Source organism: Limosilactobacillus viscerum (assembly GCF_947387525.1).
Classification (GTDB): Bacteria; Bacillota; Bacilli; order Lactobacillales; family Lactobacillaceae; genus Limosilactobacillus; species Limosilactobacillus viscerum.
The window spans coordinates 63519-80123 of the sequence record NZ_CANDNW010000004.1 but is presented as its reverse complement, the minus strand read 5'-3'; the positions used below and the strand labels follow the sequence as shown (position 1 = coordinate 80123).

General features: G+C 47.0%; 18 protein-coding genes and 1 other RNA gene. All 19 read left to right on the top strand.

What is annotated here, in order from left to right; translation table 11 throughout:
* The first annotated feature begins 108 nt into the window (after window positions 1-108).
* Window positions 109-612: a tRNA adenosine(34) deaminase TadA gene (tadA, locus tag QOS07_RS02380; RefSeq protein ID WP_283587405.1), complete on the top strand. Its 504-nt coding sequence runs from the start codon at window positions 109-111 to the stop codon at window positions 610-612.
* Window positions 613-653: 41 nt separating this feature from the next.
* Window positions 654-740: signal recognition particle sRNA small type (gene ffs / locus QOS07_RS02375), an RNA gene on the top strand.
* 268 nt (window positions 741-1008) lie between these two features.
* Entirely contained in the window at window positions 1009-2838 is a 1830-nt protein-coding gene (gene dnaX, locus QOS07_RS02370) for a DNA polymerase III subunit gamma/tau (protein WP_283587404.1), read from the top strand.
* Between the two features lie 28 nt (window positions 2839-2866).
* Complete coding sequence (locus QOS07_RS02365) at window positions 2867-3175, top strand: YbaB/EbfC family nucleoid-associated protein (protein ID WP_283587403.1); 309 nt, start codon at window positions 2867-2869, stop codon at window positions 3173-3175.
* A 5-nt stretch (window positions 3176-3180) separates the two neighbouring features.
* On the top strand, window positions 3181-3780 hold the full coding sequence (gene recR, locus QOS07_RS02360) for a recombination mediator RecR (RefSeq protein WP_283587402.1): 600 nt from the start codon (window positions 3181-3183) through the stop codon (window positions 3778-3780).
* A 3-nt stretch (window positions 3781-3783) separates the two neighbouring features.
* The gene (locus tag QOS07_RS02355) at window positions 3784-4032 is read left to right on the top strand and encodes a YaaL family protein (RefSeq protein WP_283587401.1); all 249 of its coding nucleotides are present in this window, start codon (window positions 3784-3786) and stop codon (window positions 4030-4032) included.
* A gap of 13 nt (window positions 4033-4045) precedes the next feature.
* Window positions 4046-4699, top strand: a complete 654-nt coding sequence (tmk, locus tag QOS07_RS02350) for a dTMP kinase (protein ID WP_283587400.1) — start codon at window positions 4046-4048, stop codon at window positions 4697-4699.
* A gap of 12 nt (window positions 4700-4711) precedes the next feature.
* Window positions 4712-5035: a cyclic-di-AMP receptor gene (locus QOS07_RS02345; RefSeq protein WP_283587399.1), complete on the top strand. Its 324-nt coding sequence runs from the start codon at window positions 4712-4714 to the stop codon at window positions 5033-5035.
* 14 nt (window positions 5036-5049) lie between these two features.
* On the top strand, window positions 5050-6081 hold the full coding sequence (gene holB / locus QOS07_RS02340; protein WP_283587398.1) for a DNA polymerase III subunit delta': 1032 nt from the start codon (window positions 5050-5052) through the stop codon (window positions 6079-6081).
* Window positions 6078-6437 carry an initiation control protein YabA gene (locus QOS07_RS02335; protein WP_283587397.1) on the top strand — a complete coding sequence of 120 codons (360 nt, stop codon included), beginning with the start codon at window positions 6078-6080 and terminating at the stop codon, window positions 6435-6437. Before holB ends, QOS07_RS02335 begins: the two co-directional genes overlap by 4 nt.
* A 5-nt stretch (window positions 6438-6442) precedes the next feature.
* Entirely contained in the window at window positions 6443-7312 is an 870-nt protein-coding gene (gene rsmI / locus QOS07_RS02330) for a 16S rRNA (cytidine(1402)-2'-O)-methyltransferase (protein ID WP_283587396.1), read from the top strand.
* Window positions 7313-7314: 2 nt separating this feature from the next.
* A complete protein-coding gene (locus QOS07_RS02325; RefSeq protein ID WP_283587395.1) occupies window positions 7315-8085 on the top strand; it encodes an acyl-[acyl-carrier-protein] thioesterase in 771 nt (256 codons plus the stop codon).
* 177 nt (window positions 8086-8262) lie between these two features.
* A complete protein-coding gene (locus tag QOS07_RS02320; RefSeq protein WP_283587394.1) occupies window positions 8263-9777 on the top strand; it encodes an exopolyphosphatase in 1515 nt (504 codons plus the stop codon).
* A 2-nt stretch (window positions 9778-9779) separates the two neighbouring features.
* Window positions 9780-12029: an RNA degradosome polyphosphate kinase gene (locus QOS07_RS02315; protein ID WP_283587393.1), complete on the top strand. Its 2250-nt coding sequence runs from the start codon at window positions 9780-9782 to the stop codon at window positions 12027-12029.
* A complete protein-coding gene (locus tag QOS07_RS02310) occupies window positions 12016-12960 on the top strand; it encodes a Ppx/GppA family phosphatase (RefSeq protein WP_283587392.1) in 945 nt (314 codons plus the stop codon). Before QOS07_RS02315 ends, QOS07_RS02310 begins: the two co-directional genes overlap by 14 nt.
* Window positions 12961-13079: 119 nt before the next feature.
* On the top strand, window positions 13080-14075 hold the full coding sequence (galE, locus tag QOS07_RS02305; RefSeq protein ID WP_283587391.1) for a UDP-glucose 4-epimerase GalE: 996 nt from the start codon (window positions 13080-13082) through the stop codon (window positions 14073-14075).
* A gap of 183 nt (window positions 14076-14258) precedes the next feature.
* A complete protein-coding gene (tsaB, locus tag QOS07_RS02300) occupies window positions 14259-14984 on the top strand; it encodes a tRNA (adenosine(37)-N6)-threonylcarbamoyltransferase complex dimerization subunit type 1 TsaB (protein ID WP_283587390.1) in 726 nt (241 codons plus the stop codon).
* Window positions 14968-15531 (top strand): ribosomal protein S18-alanine N-acetyltransferase, encoded by a 564-nt coding sequence (gene rimI, locus QOS07_RS02295; protein ID WP_283587389.1) that lies wholly within the window; start codon window positions 14968-14970, stop codon window positions 15529-15531. Before tsaB ends, rimI begins: the two co-directional genes overlap by 17 nt.
* A 4-nt stretch (window positions 15532-15535) precedes the next feature.
* Window positions 15536-16561: a tRNA (adenosine(37)-N6)-threonylcarbamoyltransferase complex transferase subunit TsaD gene (gene tsaD / locus QOS07_RS02290; protein WP_283587388.1), complete on the top strand. Its 1026-nt coding sequence runs from the start codon at window positions 15536-15538 to the stop codon at window positions 16559-16561.
* The last annotated feature ends 44 nt before the right edge of the window (window positions 16562-16605 follow it).

Below are 16605 nucleotides of genomic sequence, written 5' to 3'. Positions count from 1 at the left end.
CTGATAGTGCGGATGCAACCGCGTGAAACTTTTTAATTTTAATCGCTAGATAAACTTGATGAGCTAATTAAATATTATACACTGAAATAGAGAATGTTGGAAAAGAAAATGGTGAAAAATTTGACTGAGCAAGAAAAATTTATGCGAGAAGCGATTGCCGAGGCACAACAGGCAGCAGTCCTAAATGAGGTGCCGATTGGGGCGGTCGTGGTGAAAGATGGCCAGGTTATTGGGCGTGGTCATAACATGCGTGAGCACTTCCAAGATGTTACTTACCATGCAGAAATGCTGGCAATTATGGAGGCTTGTGAACGACTCCATAGCTGGCGATTGGAAGACTGTGACCTGTATGTTACCTTGGAGCCATGCATCATGTGCAGTGGGGCGATTATTAACGCCCGGATTGCCAACGTTTATTACGGAGCACCGGACCCGAAAGCGGGGGCAGTTGATAGCTTATATCATTTATTGACTGATACACGATTAAACCACCAAGTGAATGTAACGAGTGGTGTTTTACAAGAAAAATGCAGCCAGATGCTAAAGAACTTTTTCCGGGCAATCCGTCAACGAAAAAAGGCGGCACGGAAAAAACGTCGCGCAAAGGGCTAGCATTTAAAAGTGATTTAGTGTAATATACTAGTTGCCGTAAGGCCTTAGGGCAAGGGTGCGCTTACGAACCGTGTCAGGTCCGGAAGGAAGCAGCACTAAGTTTGATGTGCCTTGTGCTCTAAGTTTGAGTGAAATTAAACTGGGACCGTGACATAACTTGGTTTTGTCACGGTCCCTTATTTTAGCTCCGAATATTTCAGAGATATCGCGTGACACAACCCAGGGCCTAACCGGGGTTGTGTCACAGGTTGTTTGTTTTAAAAGCTGAAAATGGAGGTGGGAAAACTAATGCTTATTCCCACTCCTTTTATTTTTTAAATATTTCGAAAAATGGTAGAAAGCTAGTATAATATTAAGTACTATGTAATTTTAGATTTGCAGAAAGGAAGCGACGTGATGAGTTACCAGGCACTGTACCGGGTTTGGCGGCCACAGCGGTTTGATGAGCTGGTTGGCCAGCAAGTTGTCACCCAAACACTAAAAAACGCAATCATCACGCACCAAATTAGTCATGCTTACCTCTTTGCAGGACCACGGGGGACCGGTAAAACTTCCGCTGCAAAAATTTTTGCTAAGGCGGTTAACTGTCACCACCTTGAGGATGGTGAGCCATGCAATAAGTGTGACTTGTGCAAGGCGATTACTAATGGTCAGCTCAATGACGTAATTGAAATCGATGCTGCTTCTAACAACGGGGTTGAAGAAATTCGTGATATTCGTGATAAGGCCAAGTATGCGCCAACTCAGGCTGACTACAAGGTATATATTATCGACGAAGTGCACATGCTCTCAACGGGGGCTTTTAACGCCCTGCTAAAAACGTTGGAAGAACCACCGGCAAACGTGATCTTTATCCTTGCGACAACGGAACCCCATAAGATCCCGTTAACCATTATTTCACGGGTGCAACGGTTTGATTTCCGGCGAATTTCCGCCAAGGATGCCTTTGGCCGGATGAAGTACATTCTCGACCAAAAGAATGTCGAATATGAAGAAAAGGCCTTGTGGGTAATTGCCAATGCGGCTGAAGGTGGAATGCGTGATGCGTTAAGTATTTTGGACCAGGTGCTTTCATTTAGTGATAACCAGGTCAAGTTGGCTGATGCACTAACCGTCACTGGTAGTGTGACCAAGCAACTCCTTGAAAAGTACTTCTTCGAGGTAACCGGTCATCAAAGTGCCGAGGCCCTTGATACGATGAAGGATATCCTTGGCGAAGGTAAAGACGGCCAGCGCTTCATTGAAGACCTAATCTCCTTTATCCGTGACGTCCTCTTGTACCAGGAATCACCGGAACTAATTATGGTGGAAAGCACTGGATTAACGGATGAAGATTTCGCAAAGATGAGCAAGGCGGCACCAGCAACAGCCCTCTACCAAATGATTGATGAACTTAATAACATCCAGGAAGAAATGCGGTTTACCACCCATCCGGATGTTTATCTGGAGGTACTGACGGTTAAGCTTTCCCAGGTTGACGGCCAGGCAAATGTTCAGCCAGCACCACAGGCAAATGAAACAACAAGTACTGTCGACCAGAATACACAGCAAACGATTGAACAGCTTCAGGCGACAGTTAAAAGCTTGCAGGCAACAGTAAAGAAGCTCCAGTCAGCACCAGCTGCAAGTACACGACCGGCCAAGCAGCCAAGTCAGCCACGGGTTCAGCAGCGAAAGGTTGAGGTTAAACTCAGTCAGATTAACCCGGTCCTTGGTAAAGCAACGCGGCGTGACCTGGTTGAAATTCAGGGGCTGTGGCAGGAGTTACTTTCAAAACTCAGCGTTCCGCAACGGTCACTACTCCACGTTTCAAAACCGGTGGCAGCAAGTGAGGATGGCGTAATCGTTGCTTTTGATTATGCTTTCCTTTTCCAGCAGGCAATGGATGATTCAGAATTGTTGGCAAGTATGGAACAGGGACTTCAAGAGCTAACTGGAAATGAGCGGCACGTGGTCTTTGTTCCTAAGGATAAGTGGCCACAAATTAGACGCGAGTACATTAAGGAACACGGGCTGGACAAGCACCAGCCACAACAATCACCCCGCCCAGCTTCACAGCAGCCAGTTCAATCGGCTACTAGTGAAAGTGAGCAACCGCCACTACCACCGGAGCCTGGTGAACCGGTTGGCGAACCACCGACATCTGCTGAAAGTGGCCCAACTGATACTGTCAGCAAGGCCCAAGAGCTCTTTGGCAGTGAAATTGTAAAAGTAGAAGATAACTAATATTAATAAAGAAAAGGATGGATGAATTATGATGCGCGGAATGAATATGCAACAGATGATGAAGCAAGCTAAGGCAATGCAAAAGAAAATGATGGCGGAACATGAAGAACTAGCTAAGCAAGAATTTGTCGGCAAAGCACCAGATGACATGGTAACGGCTACTTTTAACGGTGATAATACCCTGTTGGATCTGAAGATTAAGCCAGAAGCCGTGGACCCTGACGACGTTGATATGTTGCAAGACCTGGTTGTTGCGGCCATCAATGATGGGATGAAGAAGGTTAATGAAGCAACTCAACAAAAACTGGGTAAGTACACCCGTGGGATGGGGATGTAAGCAGTATGCAGTATCCAGAACCACTTGCTAAGTTAATCGAGAGCTACACCAAGCTCCCGGGAATTGGCCAGAAGACTGCTACCCGGCTTGCTTTCTATACGTTAGGAATGCAAGAAGATGACGTAACCAATTTTGCCAAGTCGTTAATTTCAGCTAAGCGGGACCTGCATGACTGCAGTATTTGCGGTAACATTACCGAAGATGATCCGTGCCCAATTTGCCGTGACAAGACCCGCGACCATTCACAAATCTTGGTGGTTGAACAGTCACAAGATATTATGGCATTGGAACGGATGCATGAGTATCACGGACTCTACCATGTCCTTCACGGGGTGATTTCACCGGTTGCTGGTACAGGGCCCGAAGATATCAACATTGCAAGCTTGCTGAAACGGCTGCAAAAGGATGAAGAAGTTAAGGAAGTTATTATCGCTACGAACGCTTCATCTGATGGTGAGTTAACGGCTGGGTACCTCGCTAAGTTAATCAAACCGGCTAAAATTAAGGTTACCCGGTTGGCACACGGCCTATCAGTTGGTGCGGACATTGATTATGCGGATGAAATGACCCTCTTTAAGGCGGTTCAAGGACGAACGGAGATGTAATCGATGCTATTTAAACGCAAGAAGAACTACGTTGAGCAAGAGCGTAACCAGCGACTCCTTGATGTGATTTATGATACGAAGGCAAGCTGGGATCACGCACAAGAGACGCAGCGGGCAGTTTATGAAGCAAACGTTAGTAATGAGCTCCGCGACCGAACGAAGATCCAAGAACAAAAATACTTATATCTGTACAAACTTGCCAGGAAGTATAAGGTACATGGCAAGCTGAATAAGGGTGTTATCAGTCATTAGGAGTAAGAGAAGAATGCAAGGAAAGTTTATTTCGTTTGAAGGACCGGATGGCGCAGGGAAGACCAGCGTTCTTAACCAAATTCAAAGTGATTTGGAAGCCGAGATTGGTAAGGAACAGGTAATGTATACCCGGGAACCAGGTGGCAACCACATTTCAGAACAAATTCGGCGGGTCCTCTTTAGTCCGGAAAATACGGATATGGATGGCCGAACTGAGGCATTGCTGTTTGCGGCTGCCCGGCGCCAGCACATTGTTTCTGAAATTTTGCCGGGGCTAAAGGCTGGTAAAGTTATTTTATGTGACCGGTATGTTGATAGTTCAATCGCCTACCAGGGGGCTGGACGTCACCTGGGTGAAGATGATATTTGGCGGATGAACCAGTTTGCAATTGATGGGTTGCTTCCTGAATTGACGGTTTACCTGGACGTAGAATCAGAGTTAGGTATCCGGCGGATCGCGGAACACCGTTCTAACCAGGTTAACCGGCTTGACAAGGAAAAACTTGCTTTCCACCAAACAGTTCGGCAGGCTTACCTTCGCCTGTACCACCAATTCCCTGAACGGATTAAACTAATTGATGCAAGTCAGCCATTGGAAAAGGTGGTGGAAGATGTTCGACGGGTGATTCATACCCGCTTCCCAGACCTATTTCAGGCAGAAAATTAAGAGGTGACAACCATGAAGATGATCATCGCAATCGTCCAATCAAAGGACAGCAACCGCTTAAGAAAAGCATTTAATAAGGCCGAAGTTCATGTAACCCAGTTGTCAACGACCGGTGGTTTTTTACGGGAAGGAAATGCAACCTTCTTAATCGGGGTTGAAGATGAACGGGTTAATGAAGTACTTGAGATTATTAAGAAAAATGCGGAGTCGCGTGAACAATACGTTACTTCGCAAATGCATATCGATGTTGAAGGCGGTTCTGCCTTTCCCGTTAACGTTCGGATTGGTGGGGCAACGGTCTTTATCTTGCCAGTTGAGCAGTTTTTAAAGTTTTAAGCAGGTGATTAAACTTGGCAAACGGACAGTCAACGCGGGCAGAACAATTACAACCCGCCTTAATTGACCGCCTCAAACGGGTGATTGATAATCAAGAACTAGCTCATGCTTACCTATTGGTGGGCCCGACTGGTGCTGGTAAGGCTGAAGTGGCGCAATGGTTAGCATTGCGCCTATTTTGCCTCCACCCCCATGACAATGAGCCGGACCTTACTTGTGCGGAGTGTCAGCGAATTTTAAGCGGTAACCACCCAGATATTGTGACTGCCGAACCTGAGGGCCGGCAGATTAAGATTGACCGGATTCGCTACCTCAAAAGTGAATTTACTAAGAGTGCAATGGAGGGTAAACAAAAGCTCTTTATCATCAAAGATGCCGAGAAAATGACGACTAGTGCTGCTAACAGCCTGTTAAAGTTTATTGAAGAGCCCGGTCCGGGGATTTATATTTTGATGCTGACCAGTAACAAGAGCGCGGTCTTGCCAACGATTCAATCCCGGACCCAGGTACTTGAATTGGCTCCGTTAAGTCGGGAAGACCTGCTGCAGGTATTAACCGCTCATGAGATACCTGCTGGGCAGGCCCAGGTAGCAATTGGGATTACTGATTCCGTTAAGGAAATCGAAAACTGGTGTGCTGATAACTGGTTTAGCAATGCTATCCAGGGAGTTGTTCAGTGGTACCGGCACGCAAGCAAGGGTCAGATGATGGCCTTTGTTGACGTAGCGACGGTACTAGTGAAACTTGCTAATCGCGACCGGCAACGCCAGCAGGTATTGCTAGACCTGATAACCTTGATCTGGCGTGATACACTGTTAATTGCAAATGGGATCCAGGAAAGTGACCGTCTTCACTTCATCAATGACCAACAGCTGTTGACGGAGGTGAGTCGCCACTACCCGGTTAAGCAGTTGCTGACGGTTAGCCAGTTGACCTTAGACACCCGGCACGAGTTGGAACAAAATATTAGTTTTCAAAACGTTGTTGAACAGTTAACCATTAAGATTGTTCAAGCGCTGAATGGGAAAACGGAGGCACACCCATGAATGATGACCAACAGCGAAATAGCATTTATGACAACTTAGCTCGCCTTGGCAATAATCTATCGGAAATGACAGACGAGTTAGCGGCACTAAAGGCCCAGTTAAATACTGTCTTGGCACAAAATGCTGAATTAACGATTGAAAATAAGCACCTGCAAGAAGCAATTAAGAAACTGCGGGACCAGCGTGGTGAGCAACAATTATCAACGGGCCGGCGAACGTTAAATGAGCTTTACCATCAAGGGTTCCATGTTTGCCGGAAGCATTTCGGTGAACGCCTTGCACCAAACGAAAGCTGTATTTTTTGTGATGAAGCAATCTTTAGCGGCATGGATGGACAGCAGAGTAAACAGGGGTAGATGAGATGCAACAGATCAGTAGTTTTAATGGCAAGCAAGGTGGACGGCTGTATTTGGTACCAACGCCAATTGGCAACCTTGATGATATGACTTTCCGGGCGATTAAGGCCTTACAAGAGGCGGACTTAATCGCTGCCGAGGATACCCGTCATACTCAACAGTTGCTGAACCACTTTGAGATTACAACTAAGCAGGTAAGCTTCCATGAACATAACACGGAACAACGGATTCCAGAGTTGCTGGCAAAGCTGAAGGACGGGTTGACGATTGCCCAGTGTAGTGACGCGGGGATGCCCTCCATTTCTGACCCAGGGAAAGAGTTAGTAGCAGCGGCCGTAAAGGAAGGGATCCCGGTAGTGCCGCTTCCGGGCGCAAATGCCGGCCTAACTGCTTTAATTGCATCTGGTTTATCACCACAACCATTTTACTTTTACGGCTTCTTAGAGCGGAAGCACCAGCAACAGGTAACCGAACTGCAAGAGATGGTAAACCGGCCGGAAACAATGATTTTTTACGAGGCGCCACACCGGTTGAAAAAGACTTTAACAACGATGGCGGAAGTATTTGGGCCAGACCGCCAGGCAGTACTAGCACGGGAGTTAACCAAGCGGTACGAGGAATTTAGCCGGGGTAGTCTGGGTGATCTACGTGATTATTTTGCTGACCACCAGGCGCGGGGCGAATTTGTCGTGCTGGTTGCCGGTAATGACCATCCGGCTGAAGAAACAAATTCAGTAGCCGGGACACCAATAGAACAAGTAGATCAAGAAATTGTTAAGGGACTATCGACGAATGCGGCAATTAAGCTGGTTGCCAAACGAAACCACTTGAACCGGCAAGAATTGTACCGTCAGTACCACCATATAGGAGAGTAGATTTGGCAGAGTTAACACAAAACGCAAATTGTTATGAAATGAAGCACCAGTTGGCATACTATGAATGCACTGATTCGGGTCACCCCAGCATGAGTATGATGTGTAGCATGATGACAATGGTCTCAGATGCCCACTCAATCTTTGTTGGCTTGGACCGGCAAACGATTGAAAAGAGCGGCGGTGCGTGGGTAGTGATTGGTTATGATGGAACACTATCGGATGAGCAGCCATCATTTGGTGACCAGGTTATCCTTGGGACAAAGGCAATTGCCTATAACCGGTTTTTTGCTCTTCGGGAGTTTTGGATGACTGATTTGAACCACCAGCATGAGTACGTACGCTTACGAGCAATGTTTGTCATGATGAACTTAAAGAAGCGGCGCCTGATGGGGATCCCGGATGAGTTAATTGTGCCCTTCAACTCACCGGTTGAAAAACGACTGCCACGACTTGCATCACCCGTGGAACTAGGGGCGGACTTTGATAACCAGGATTACCGGGTGCGGTACTTTGATATCGATATTAACCACCACGTTAATAACGCCCGTTACTTTGACTGGCTGATGGACCCGCTGGGGGCAGATTTCTTACGTCACCACCAGGTAGCTTCGTTTACGATTAAGTACGAATCTGAAGTTAAGGAGGGATCAACTGTAACTAGTCGTTACCGGTTGGCAGATGGGGAAAGCGACGCCCCTACCTCTGTTCATGAAGTTTGGTCTAATGGTGAGTTGTGTACGGCAGCCACAATTAAGTGGAAAAAAGTTCAGTAATTAATAGGCCCCAAGTGGCTGGTAAGAAACAGGTGTTGATCCAGCAGGATCCGCTCTTGTTCCCTACTAGACACTGTGCGGCCTTTTTTGTTAATGATGAATTCATCTTTAGCCAAGCCTAATCTTGGACTATAATTAAATTAGGAAACTTTTCTGATCACGTAGAGGAGGGGTATTGTGACAAAAAAATTAACGGCGGTAATTTTCCTGGAGCCTGACCAGGTAAGTTTACGGATAATTGAGCAGCCTAGTTTAAAGATAATTAATAACGTCCAATCAGGTGCCCTGATGGTGGGAAACCAACGAATTGCAAATTATGCAGAGAATATGTCGGCAATTGTTAATAACATTGAAGGGTTCAAGCAATTGATTAAGGACTACCAGGTAAAAGATATTGCTTTTTATGGTGCCCTAGAAGACCTCGATGAGATCTCCGCACAGTATGTTGCTGACCAATTACAAGTACGGACTGGCTTACGGATCCACTGGCTAAATAATAACCAGCTGATGGCGCAATCAATGAGTTGCGTTGTCACCCACCTAAAAGAATTTAGTCAGATCAGTAAACATTGCCTGTACTTAGTTAGTCTTGGCCTGGATACAATGACGCTGGCCTTTTTCTACAATGGAAATTTTGAAACATTATGGGAACTAGACCTGGGTGGTGCCAAAATTAGCCACCTGGTCGACCGGTTGCGGCAGACGACGACTAACCCACAGGAAATTATCCGTGACTACATTGGTAGCAAGTTTGGCTATATTGCTCCAGAGCTGATTCAAAAGAAGAAAACGACCTTGCTAATCCAAAATGCGCCTACGATTGCCAAGCGGTATATCAAAAAGGGAGAACACTTGGCTGAAGTGCCGGCGGAAATTTTTGATAACCCCATCGACAAGATTGATTTGCTGGCGCCAACTGAACGGCTGTGGGACCAATTTGCGGTAGAGGACCGGCAGCGGGCGCTCCTGGTACCAAACTACCTGGTAATTGCGCGGGCGGAAGAATTAATCAACCCGACAAATGTCTATGTTACCGACCTTTCAGTAATGGATGGATTATCAAACGGGATTGCGGTTCAAAATGACCAATCCCGCCATCAAATTCAAACGATGATCCGGACATCGGCGGACGATCTCGCCCAGCGTTACGGGGTTGATGGTGCCCACCAGGACTTTGTTACCAAGTTTGCCCTCCAGTTATTTGACCAGCTCCGGCCAATTCACCGGCTAGGCAACCACGAGCGGCTATTACTGGAGATTGCTTGCAAGGTTGATGATATCGGCAACTTTATTAACCAGCGGGGGCACTACCGGCACTCTGCCTATATCCTGCGTGCAAATTCAATGATTGGCCTGTCGGATGAGGACAACCGAATTATTGCCGAGGTGGCGCGTTATCACAGTGCTGAATCGCCAACGGCAATGCAACCGCACTACCGTCACCTGGATGATGACATTCAGCTAACGATTGCTAAGCTAGCAGCGATTTTGCGGGTGGTCGATTCACTTGATGATTCCCGCCAGCAAAAGATTAAAAAAATTAGTTTGAAGCTAACGAATGACGGCCGCCTGAAGATTCGGGCAACGGCTAATGATGACCTGGTTTTGGAAAAGTGGTCGTTTAGTTCAAAGGCAAAGTTATTTAAGGATGTTTATGGAATTCAACCAGTCTTAATCGAGAGGGGCAATTAGGGATGTACAAAGATTTTTACAAACCAGAAAACTACGTGAACCGGGAGCTCAGCTGGATTGACTTTAACGGTCGGGTACTAGGTGAAGCAACGGACATGAGTAACCCATTGTTGGAACGGGCCAACTTCTTGGGAATTACCCAGAGTAACGTTGATGAATTCTTCATGGTCCGGGTGGCATCACTGCATAAATTGGCGGCAGCAAACGTAACTACTACTGATGCGTCCGGTTTAACACCTGAAGAACAGCTCAATGCGGTGAACAAAAAGGAACACCGGATGGTTAAGGAGCGTTACGAGATCTATAACCAGCAGGTGATCCCACAACTGGCCAAGGAAAACATTAATATTTTAGGGATTAAGGACCTGGACCAAAAACAATATGAGTTTATTCAACGTTACTTCAATTACGAGCTAATGCCGGTCCTGACCCCGATGGCAGATGATAGTTCCCGGCCATTCCCATTTATTTCAAATAGTTCACTGAATATTGCCATTCAGTTGCGGCGGGACCCAACGTCTAAACAAGTTAAGCACCAGACGCTGGAAGGGGACCAGGAAGTTAACCGTCACCAGGTTGAACCCCATGATGACAGCAAGGAACCGGATATTAAGTTTGCTACTGTACGGGTTCCCGAGATTTATAAGCGCTTAGTTCGCCTGCCAGGGGAAAATAATTTCATCCTGATTGATGATGTAATTAAGGAATTCCTTAGTTTCCTCTTCCCTGGTTACCAAATTCTTGCCAGTGCTACCTACCGGGTAATGCGTGATATGGACCTTGATGTCGCTGATGCAGATACCTCTGACTTATTACGGGCGGTTAAGCGTCAGTTACGTGAACGTGAACACGGACAGGTAATGCGGCTAGAAGTCGAGCATGAGATTGAACCCTGGCTTGAAGAACAGTTGATTGATAATCTGCACGTCAACGAACGGTCAATTTACCGGGTTGATGGCCCCGTTGATTTAACCTTCTTGAAAAAGTTATCAGGGATGGTGGATGGTCACGACGACTTGCGGTTTAAACCATTTAAGTCCTATCTCAACCCGGCATTAGATATGGAACACAACATTTTCCAGTCGATCCGGCAAAAGGACTACCTGGTCCAGCACCCATATGACAATTTCGATGCCGTGGTTAACTTTATCCACCAGGCGGCTACCGATCCAGCAGTGCTGGCAATTAAGATGACCCTTTACCGGGTATCCGGTAATTCGCCGATCATTAAGTACCTTGGAATGGCAGCGCAGCAGGGGAAGCAGGTAACCGTTCTGGTTGAAGTAAAGGCCCGGTTTGATGAACAGAATAACGTTCGCTGGGCTCAACGACTGGAGCAGATGGGGTGCCACGTTATTTACGGGCTGGTTGGCCTGAAGACTCACTGTAAGGTTGCCCTGGTTATCCGGCGGGACGAAGATGGTCTCCGGCGGTATATGCACCTTGGGACCGGTAACTATAACGATGTCACCGCACACTTCTATACCGACATGGGGATGTTTACCTGTGACCATGAACTGGGCGTTGATATGACTAACCTCTTCAACATGCTGTCTGGTTTTGCCCGCCCACCGTACTTCTATAAGCTCCGTGTTTCGCCGGATGGGATCCGTAACTTTATTAATGAAAAGATTGATGACCAGATTAAGGTTGCCAAGTCTGGTAACCCGGCACTGATTAGAATGAAGATGAACTCCTTATCTGACAAGCAGATTATTGCCCACCTCTATGATGCGGCGGCAAACGGGGTTAAGGTTCAGCTACTTGTGCGGGGGATTACCTGCCTACGGAACGACCTTCCAGAATTACATGACAACATTGAGGTGCACTCAATTGTCGGTCGCTTCCTCGAACACTCCCGGATTTACTACTTCTCTAGCAATGGTCATGAGGAAATTTACCTGGCCAGTGCTGATATGATGACCCGGAACCTGAACCGGCGGGTTGAAGAATTATACCCGGTAACCCAGCCGGATACTAAGGCGCGGGCAATTCACATCTTCAATGTGATGTGGAAGGATAATGTTAAATCACGGATCTTAGTGGGAGACCACTACGAACGGATCGACCGCCATGGTGAAGAGCCATTTAATTCACAAGAATACTTTGTTCAAGAAGCGGTCCAGCTTAATAAGAAAGATAGTGACCAGCAGAAGGACCGGCGCCACTTTACGGGGGTTTTTGAAACTCTAACAAAGCATGTGCCAACACTTCATTTAAAGGGGAAAGGTGATTCTGATGGCGAAGAATAATATGCTGGCAGTGATTGATCTTGGTTCCAACTCAGTTCGGCTCAAAATTAGTGAACTGATGGAGGATGGCGAAGCAATCACGAAGCAGTATGTAAAGCGTTATGTCCGACTATCTTCCGAAATGGGACCAGAAAAGCTCTTAAAAAAGGAGCCAATGGCGCGGACGCTCGAGGCCTTGCACGAATTTCGCAAGATTTGTGATGGTTACGATCGGCTCAAAATAATGGCGGTTGCAACGGCGGCGGTTCGGCAGGCTAAGAACCAGCAAGAATTCCTCGATCAGGTAAAAGAAGAGACTGGTTTTGACATTAAGGTGATTTCTGGTGCCCAGGAAGCATACCTTGATTACGTTGGCGTTAGCAACACTTTGCCGGTTAACCATGGCTTAATCATTGATACCGGTGGTGCAAGCATGGAATTAGTAGCAGTCGACAATGGCGCGGCGGAAGAGACGATTAGCATTCCGATGGGGTCGGTCATCCTTTCACAGCGTTACCACCTGGGCGACCAAGTTAACCCAGCGGACCTGTTTGACGCGATGGTTGAAGTTGATGAAGCATTGTCGCACCAGCGCTGGCTGAGCCGATTCCGGCAAACTAACATTGTGGCACTTGGGGGCTGCAACCGGGCGCTGGCAAAAATTTACCGTTGGCGTAATGCGATTGATGGCAAACCGGCGCCGATCCATGGCTTAACCCTGACCTCGGAGACGGCATTTGGCATTATGCACGAATTGCTAGAAACTGACCGTGCTGGCCGTGCTGCAATCCGCGGAATTAACAAGGAACGGGCAGATGTCATTGTTGGTGGTTTGTTGCCATTATTGGCATTGATGCGCCAGTTGGCAATTGATGAGGTAAAGTTTAGTAATAGTGGTCTACGGGAAGGCCTTCTCTTTAAGTACCGCGAACAATCACTAAGCTTTGACTAAGTTTACTTAATTTTACTAAAATTTACTAATCATTTTATCAAGTCTGTGCTACAATCAAATTGAAGAAAATGAAAGCGCCATTATAATGATGGCGGTAGCTGTGACAAGGAGGAAACAAGATGGCAATTCTAGTTGCTGGTGGAGCTGGTTACATCGGTTCCCACATGGTTAAGAATTTAGTTGAACACGGTGAAGATGTAGTGGTTGCTGATAACCTGTCAACTGGTCACCGGGCAGCAATCAACCCGAAGGCTAAGTTTTACGAAGGCGATATTCGGGACCGGAAGTTCTTGGATAAGATTTTTGACAATGAAGACATCACGGCGGTTGTTCACTTTGCGGCCTTCTCTATTGTGCCGGAATCAATGAGCAAGCCACTGAAGTACTTTGACAACAACACTGGTGGGATGATCACCTTACTGGAAGCAATGCATGACCACGGCATTAAGTACATCGTCTTCAGTTCGACTGCTGCTACCTATGGTGTTCCAGAACACATGCCAATCAAGGAAACCGACCCACAAAAGCCAATTAACCCATACGGCTTGAGTAAGCTGATGATGGAAAAGATGATGACTTGGGCTGACAAAGCATACGGGATCAAGTTTGTCGCCCTTCGTTACTTTAACGTTGCTGGTGCTGCTCCAGATGGGACGATTGGTGAAGATCACGGCCCAGAAACCCACTTGGTACCAATTATTTTACAAGTTGCTCAAGGCAAGCGGGACGAATTGAGTATCTTTGGTGATGACTACAACACACCAGACGGGACCAATGTTCGTGACTATGTTCATGTAATGGACTTGACTGATGCTCACATCCTCGCCATTAAGTACTTGGAAGCTGGCAACAAGAGTAACGCCTTTAACCTCGGTTCCTCTACTGGCTTCTCCAACAAGCAAATGCTGGAAGCAGCACGGGAAGTTACTGGCAAGCCAATTCCTGCCAAAATGGCACCGCGGCGCCCTGGTGACCCTGATTCACTGGTTGCTGCCAGTGATAAGGCACGGGAAGTACTTGGTTGGAAGCCGAAGTATGATGACGTCCACGACATTATTGCCACTGCTTGGAAGTGGCACTCAACCCACCCAAAGGGCTATGATGACCGCGACTAATTAGTCGATCGACCTAAATTACGTCTACTTTAATTACCTCCTGATGTTTGGCAGAGTAAGGCTGAACACCAGGAGGCTTTTTGTCTCTTCTATTAAAATATTCTTATTAAAAACCGAGTAATTTGAGCGCCATAAGTCAGGTTGGTGTGATAAGATGGTCTATGATTGAAAGGATGATCGAGAATGAAAGTACTTGCCATTGATACCTCAAACCATCCAATGAGTGTGGCGCTGGTTGAAGATGACCAATTATTGGCAACAACCACTCTTAACATGGTACGTAACCATAGCATCTATTTGATGCCAACCATCAATAAGCTGTTTGAACTAGTAAAATGGGCACCAGCAGACCTGGACCGGGTAGTAGTCGCCCAGGGTCCCGGTTCATACACGGGAATTAGAATCGCTGCTACCACTGCCAAAGTCCTTGCCGATACATTGGGAGTTGGTCTGGTAGGTGTTTCCAGTCTCGAAGTAGTTGCAAGAAACGTGCTTCCAAACAGCGAGCAGGTCATAGTGCCCTTCTTTGACGCTCGTCGTGGCAATGTCTTCGCTGGAGCCTACCAGTGGAAGGATGGTCAACTGGTTAACGTGATTAAGGACCAGCACCTTGCAATGGCAACCTTGTTAGAACAGCTAAAAAAGGTTGAACGGCCAGTTACCCTCGTCGGCCACATGACCACTAAGATTGCGGAGCAGTTTGACCAATTACCAGCAAACGTAACGTTAGCACCGCGTGCTTACAGCATTCCGTCAACATACCAGCTAGCAATTGCCGGTGAACAGCTACCGGTAGTAGCAGAAATTGACCCGTTTGTTCCGCACTATTTGCGGATAACTGAAGCTGAAGCTAACTGGCAAAAACTTCATCCAGGAGAAGCAAAAAAGAATTATGTTCGAGAAGTTTAAATACTGGTACCACTGTACCGTTAATGCACGGCGGCAGCCTTTTTTGGATTATAGCCGGCGGTTGATTATGATTGGTGGTCACCACTACGTTGTCCGCCAAGCAGCAGAAAAAGATATTAATCGGTTAGTGGAAGTAGAAAAGCAAATTTACGGTACCGCCCCGTGGAGTTATGCTGCTTTTCAATTAGAACTAAGTCGGCATCATGACCGGCTGTATATCGTGGTGGAACACAAAGAAGAACTGGTTGGCTTTATTGGGATGGCAGTTGACTGGTACCACCTTGACCTTCATATTACCAATATTGGAATTTCTCCTGATTGGCAAAAGGGGGGCATTGGGACCTACCTTATTAAAACGGCAATTGCGTATGCCCGTCACTTACAACTACACTCCTTAAGCCTTGAAGTCCGGGTTCATAACCTTGTTGCCCGCCATTTGTATGAGCGGCTGGGTTTTCGCGAAAATCAAATTAAGCAGCGTTACTACTTGGATAACCATGAGGACGCAGTTGATATGCAAGCAAACTTACTGAGCAGAGGAGAATAGGTACATGGCAGAACGAAATTTAATTCTTGCCTTTGAGACAAGTTGTGACGAAACGAGTGTTGCGGTGATTGAAAATGGCACTAAGATCCTTAGCAATGTTGTGGCGACCCAAATTGATAGTCACCAGCGGTTTGGGGGTGTCGTACCCGAAGTTGCCAGCCGTCACCACATCGAATGGATTACCCGGTGTATTGACCAGGCATTAGCAGAGGCGGGGGTAAGCTATGATGACCTGACTGCGGTGGCGGTTACCTATGGTCCTGGCCTAGTTGGTTCCTTACTGGTCGGGGTAACCGCAGCGAAGGTAGTTGCCTGGGCGCATAATTTACCACTGGTTCCAGTTAACCATATGGCGGGGCACCTCTACGCTGCTCGTTACGTTGGTGAATTTAAGTACCCACAGATGGCACTATTAGTGTCCGGTGGTCATACCGAGCTGGTTTACATGCCACGGGAACACGAGTATGAAATTATTGGTGAAACTCGTGATGATGCGGCCGGTGAGGCCTACGATAAAATTGGCCGGGTGCTTGGCGTAAATTACCCGGCCGGAAAGACAATTGATGAGTGGGCAGCTAAGGGAAAGGATAGTTTCCACTTTCCACGGGCAATGGAAAAGGAAGAAAACTTCGACTTTAGTTTCAGTGGACTGAAGAGTGCGTTTATTAATACGGTCCACAATGCTGACCAACGGGGACAGAAACTTGATAAGTATGACTTAGCAGCCAGCTTCCAACAAAGCGTGGTCGATGTGCTAGCCGAAAAAACAATGCGGGCACTGGACGAGTACCCGGTCAAGCAATTGATTCTCGCCGGCGGGGTTGCCGCTAACCATGGTTTGCGCAGCCGGCTAGACCATGATATGCAAAAGTACCACCCCGAAGTATCGATGCTGCAAGCCCCACTAAAGCTTTGTGGCGATAACGCAGCGATGATCGGTGCGGCTGGCTACATCAATTACCGGAATGGTGACCGGGCAGCATTAGACCTTAATGCGGATCCCGGGTTGATGTTTGCACGGATGAAGTAATTTAGGGATGAATAAAAAACAAGAGAGATTGGAAAATTTTTCTT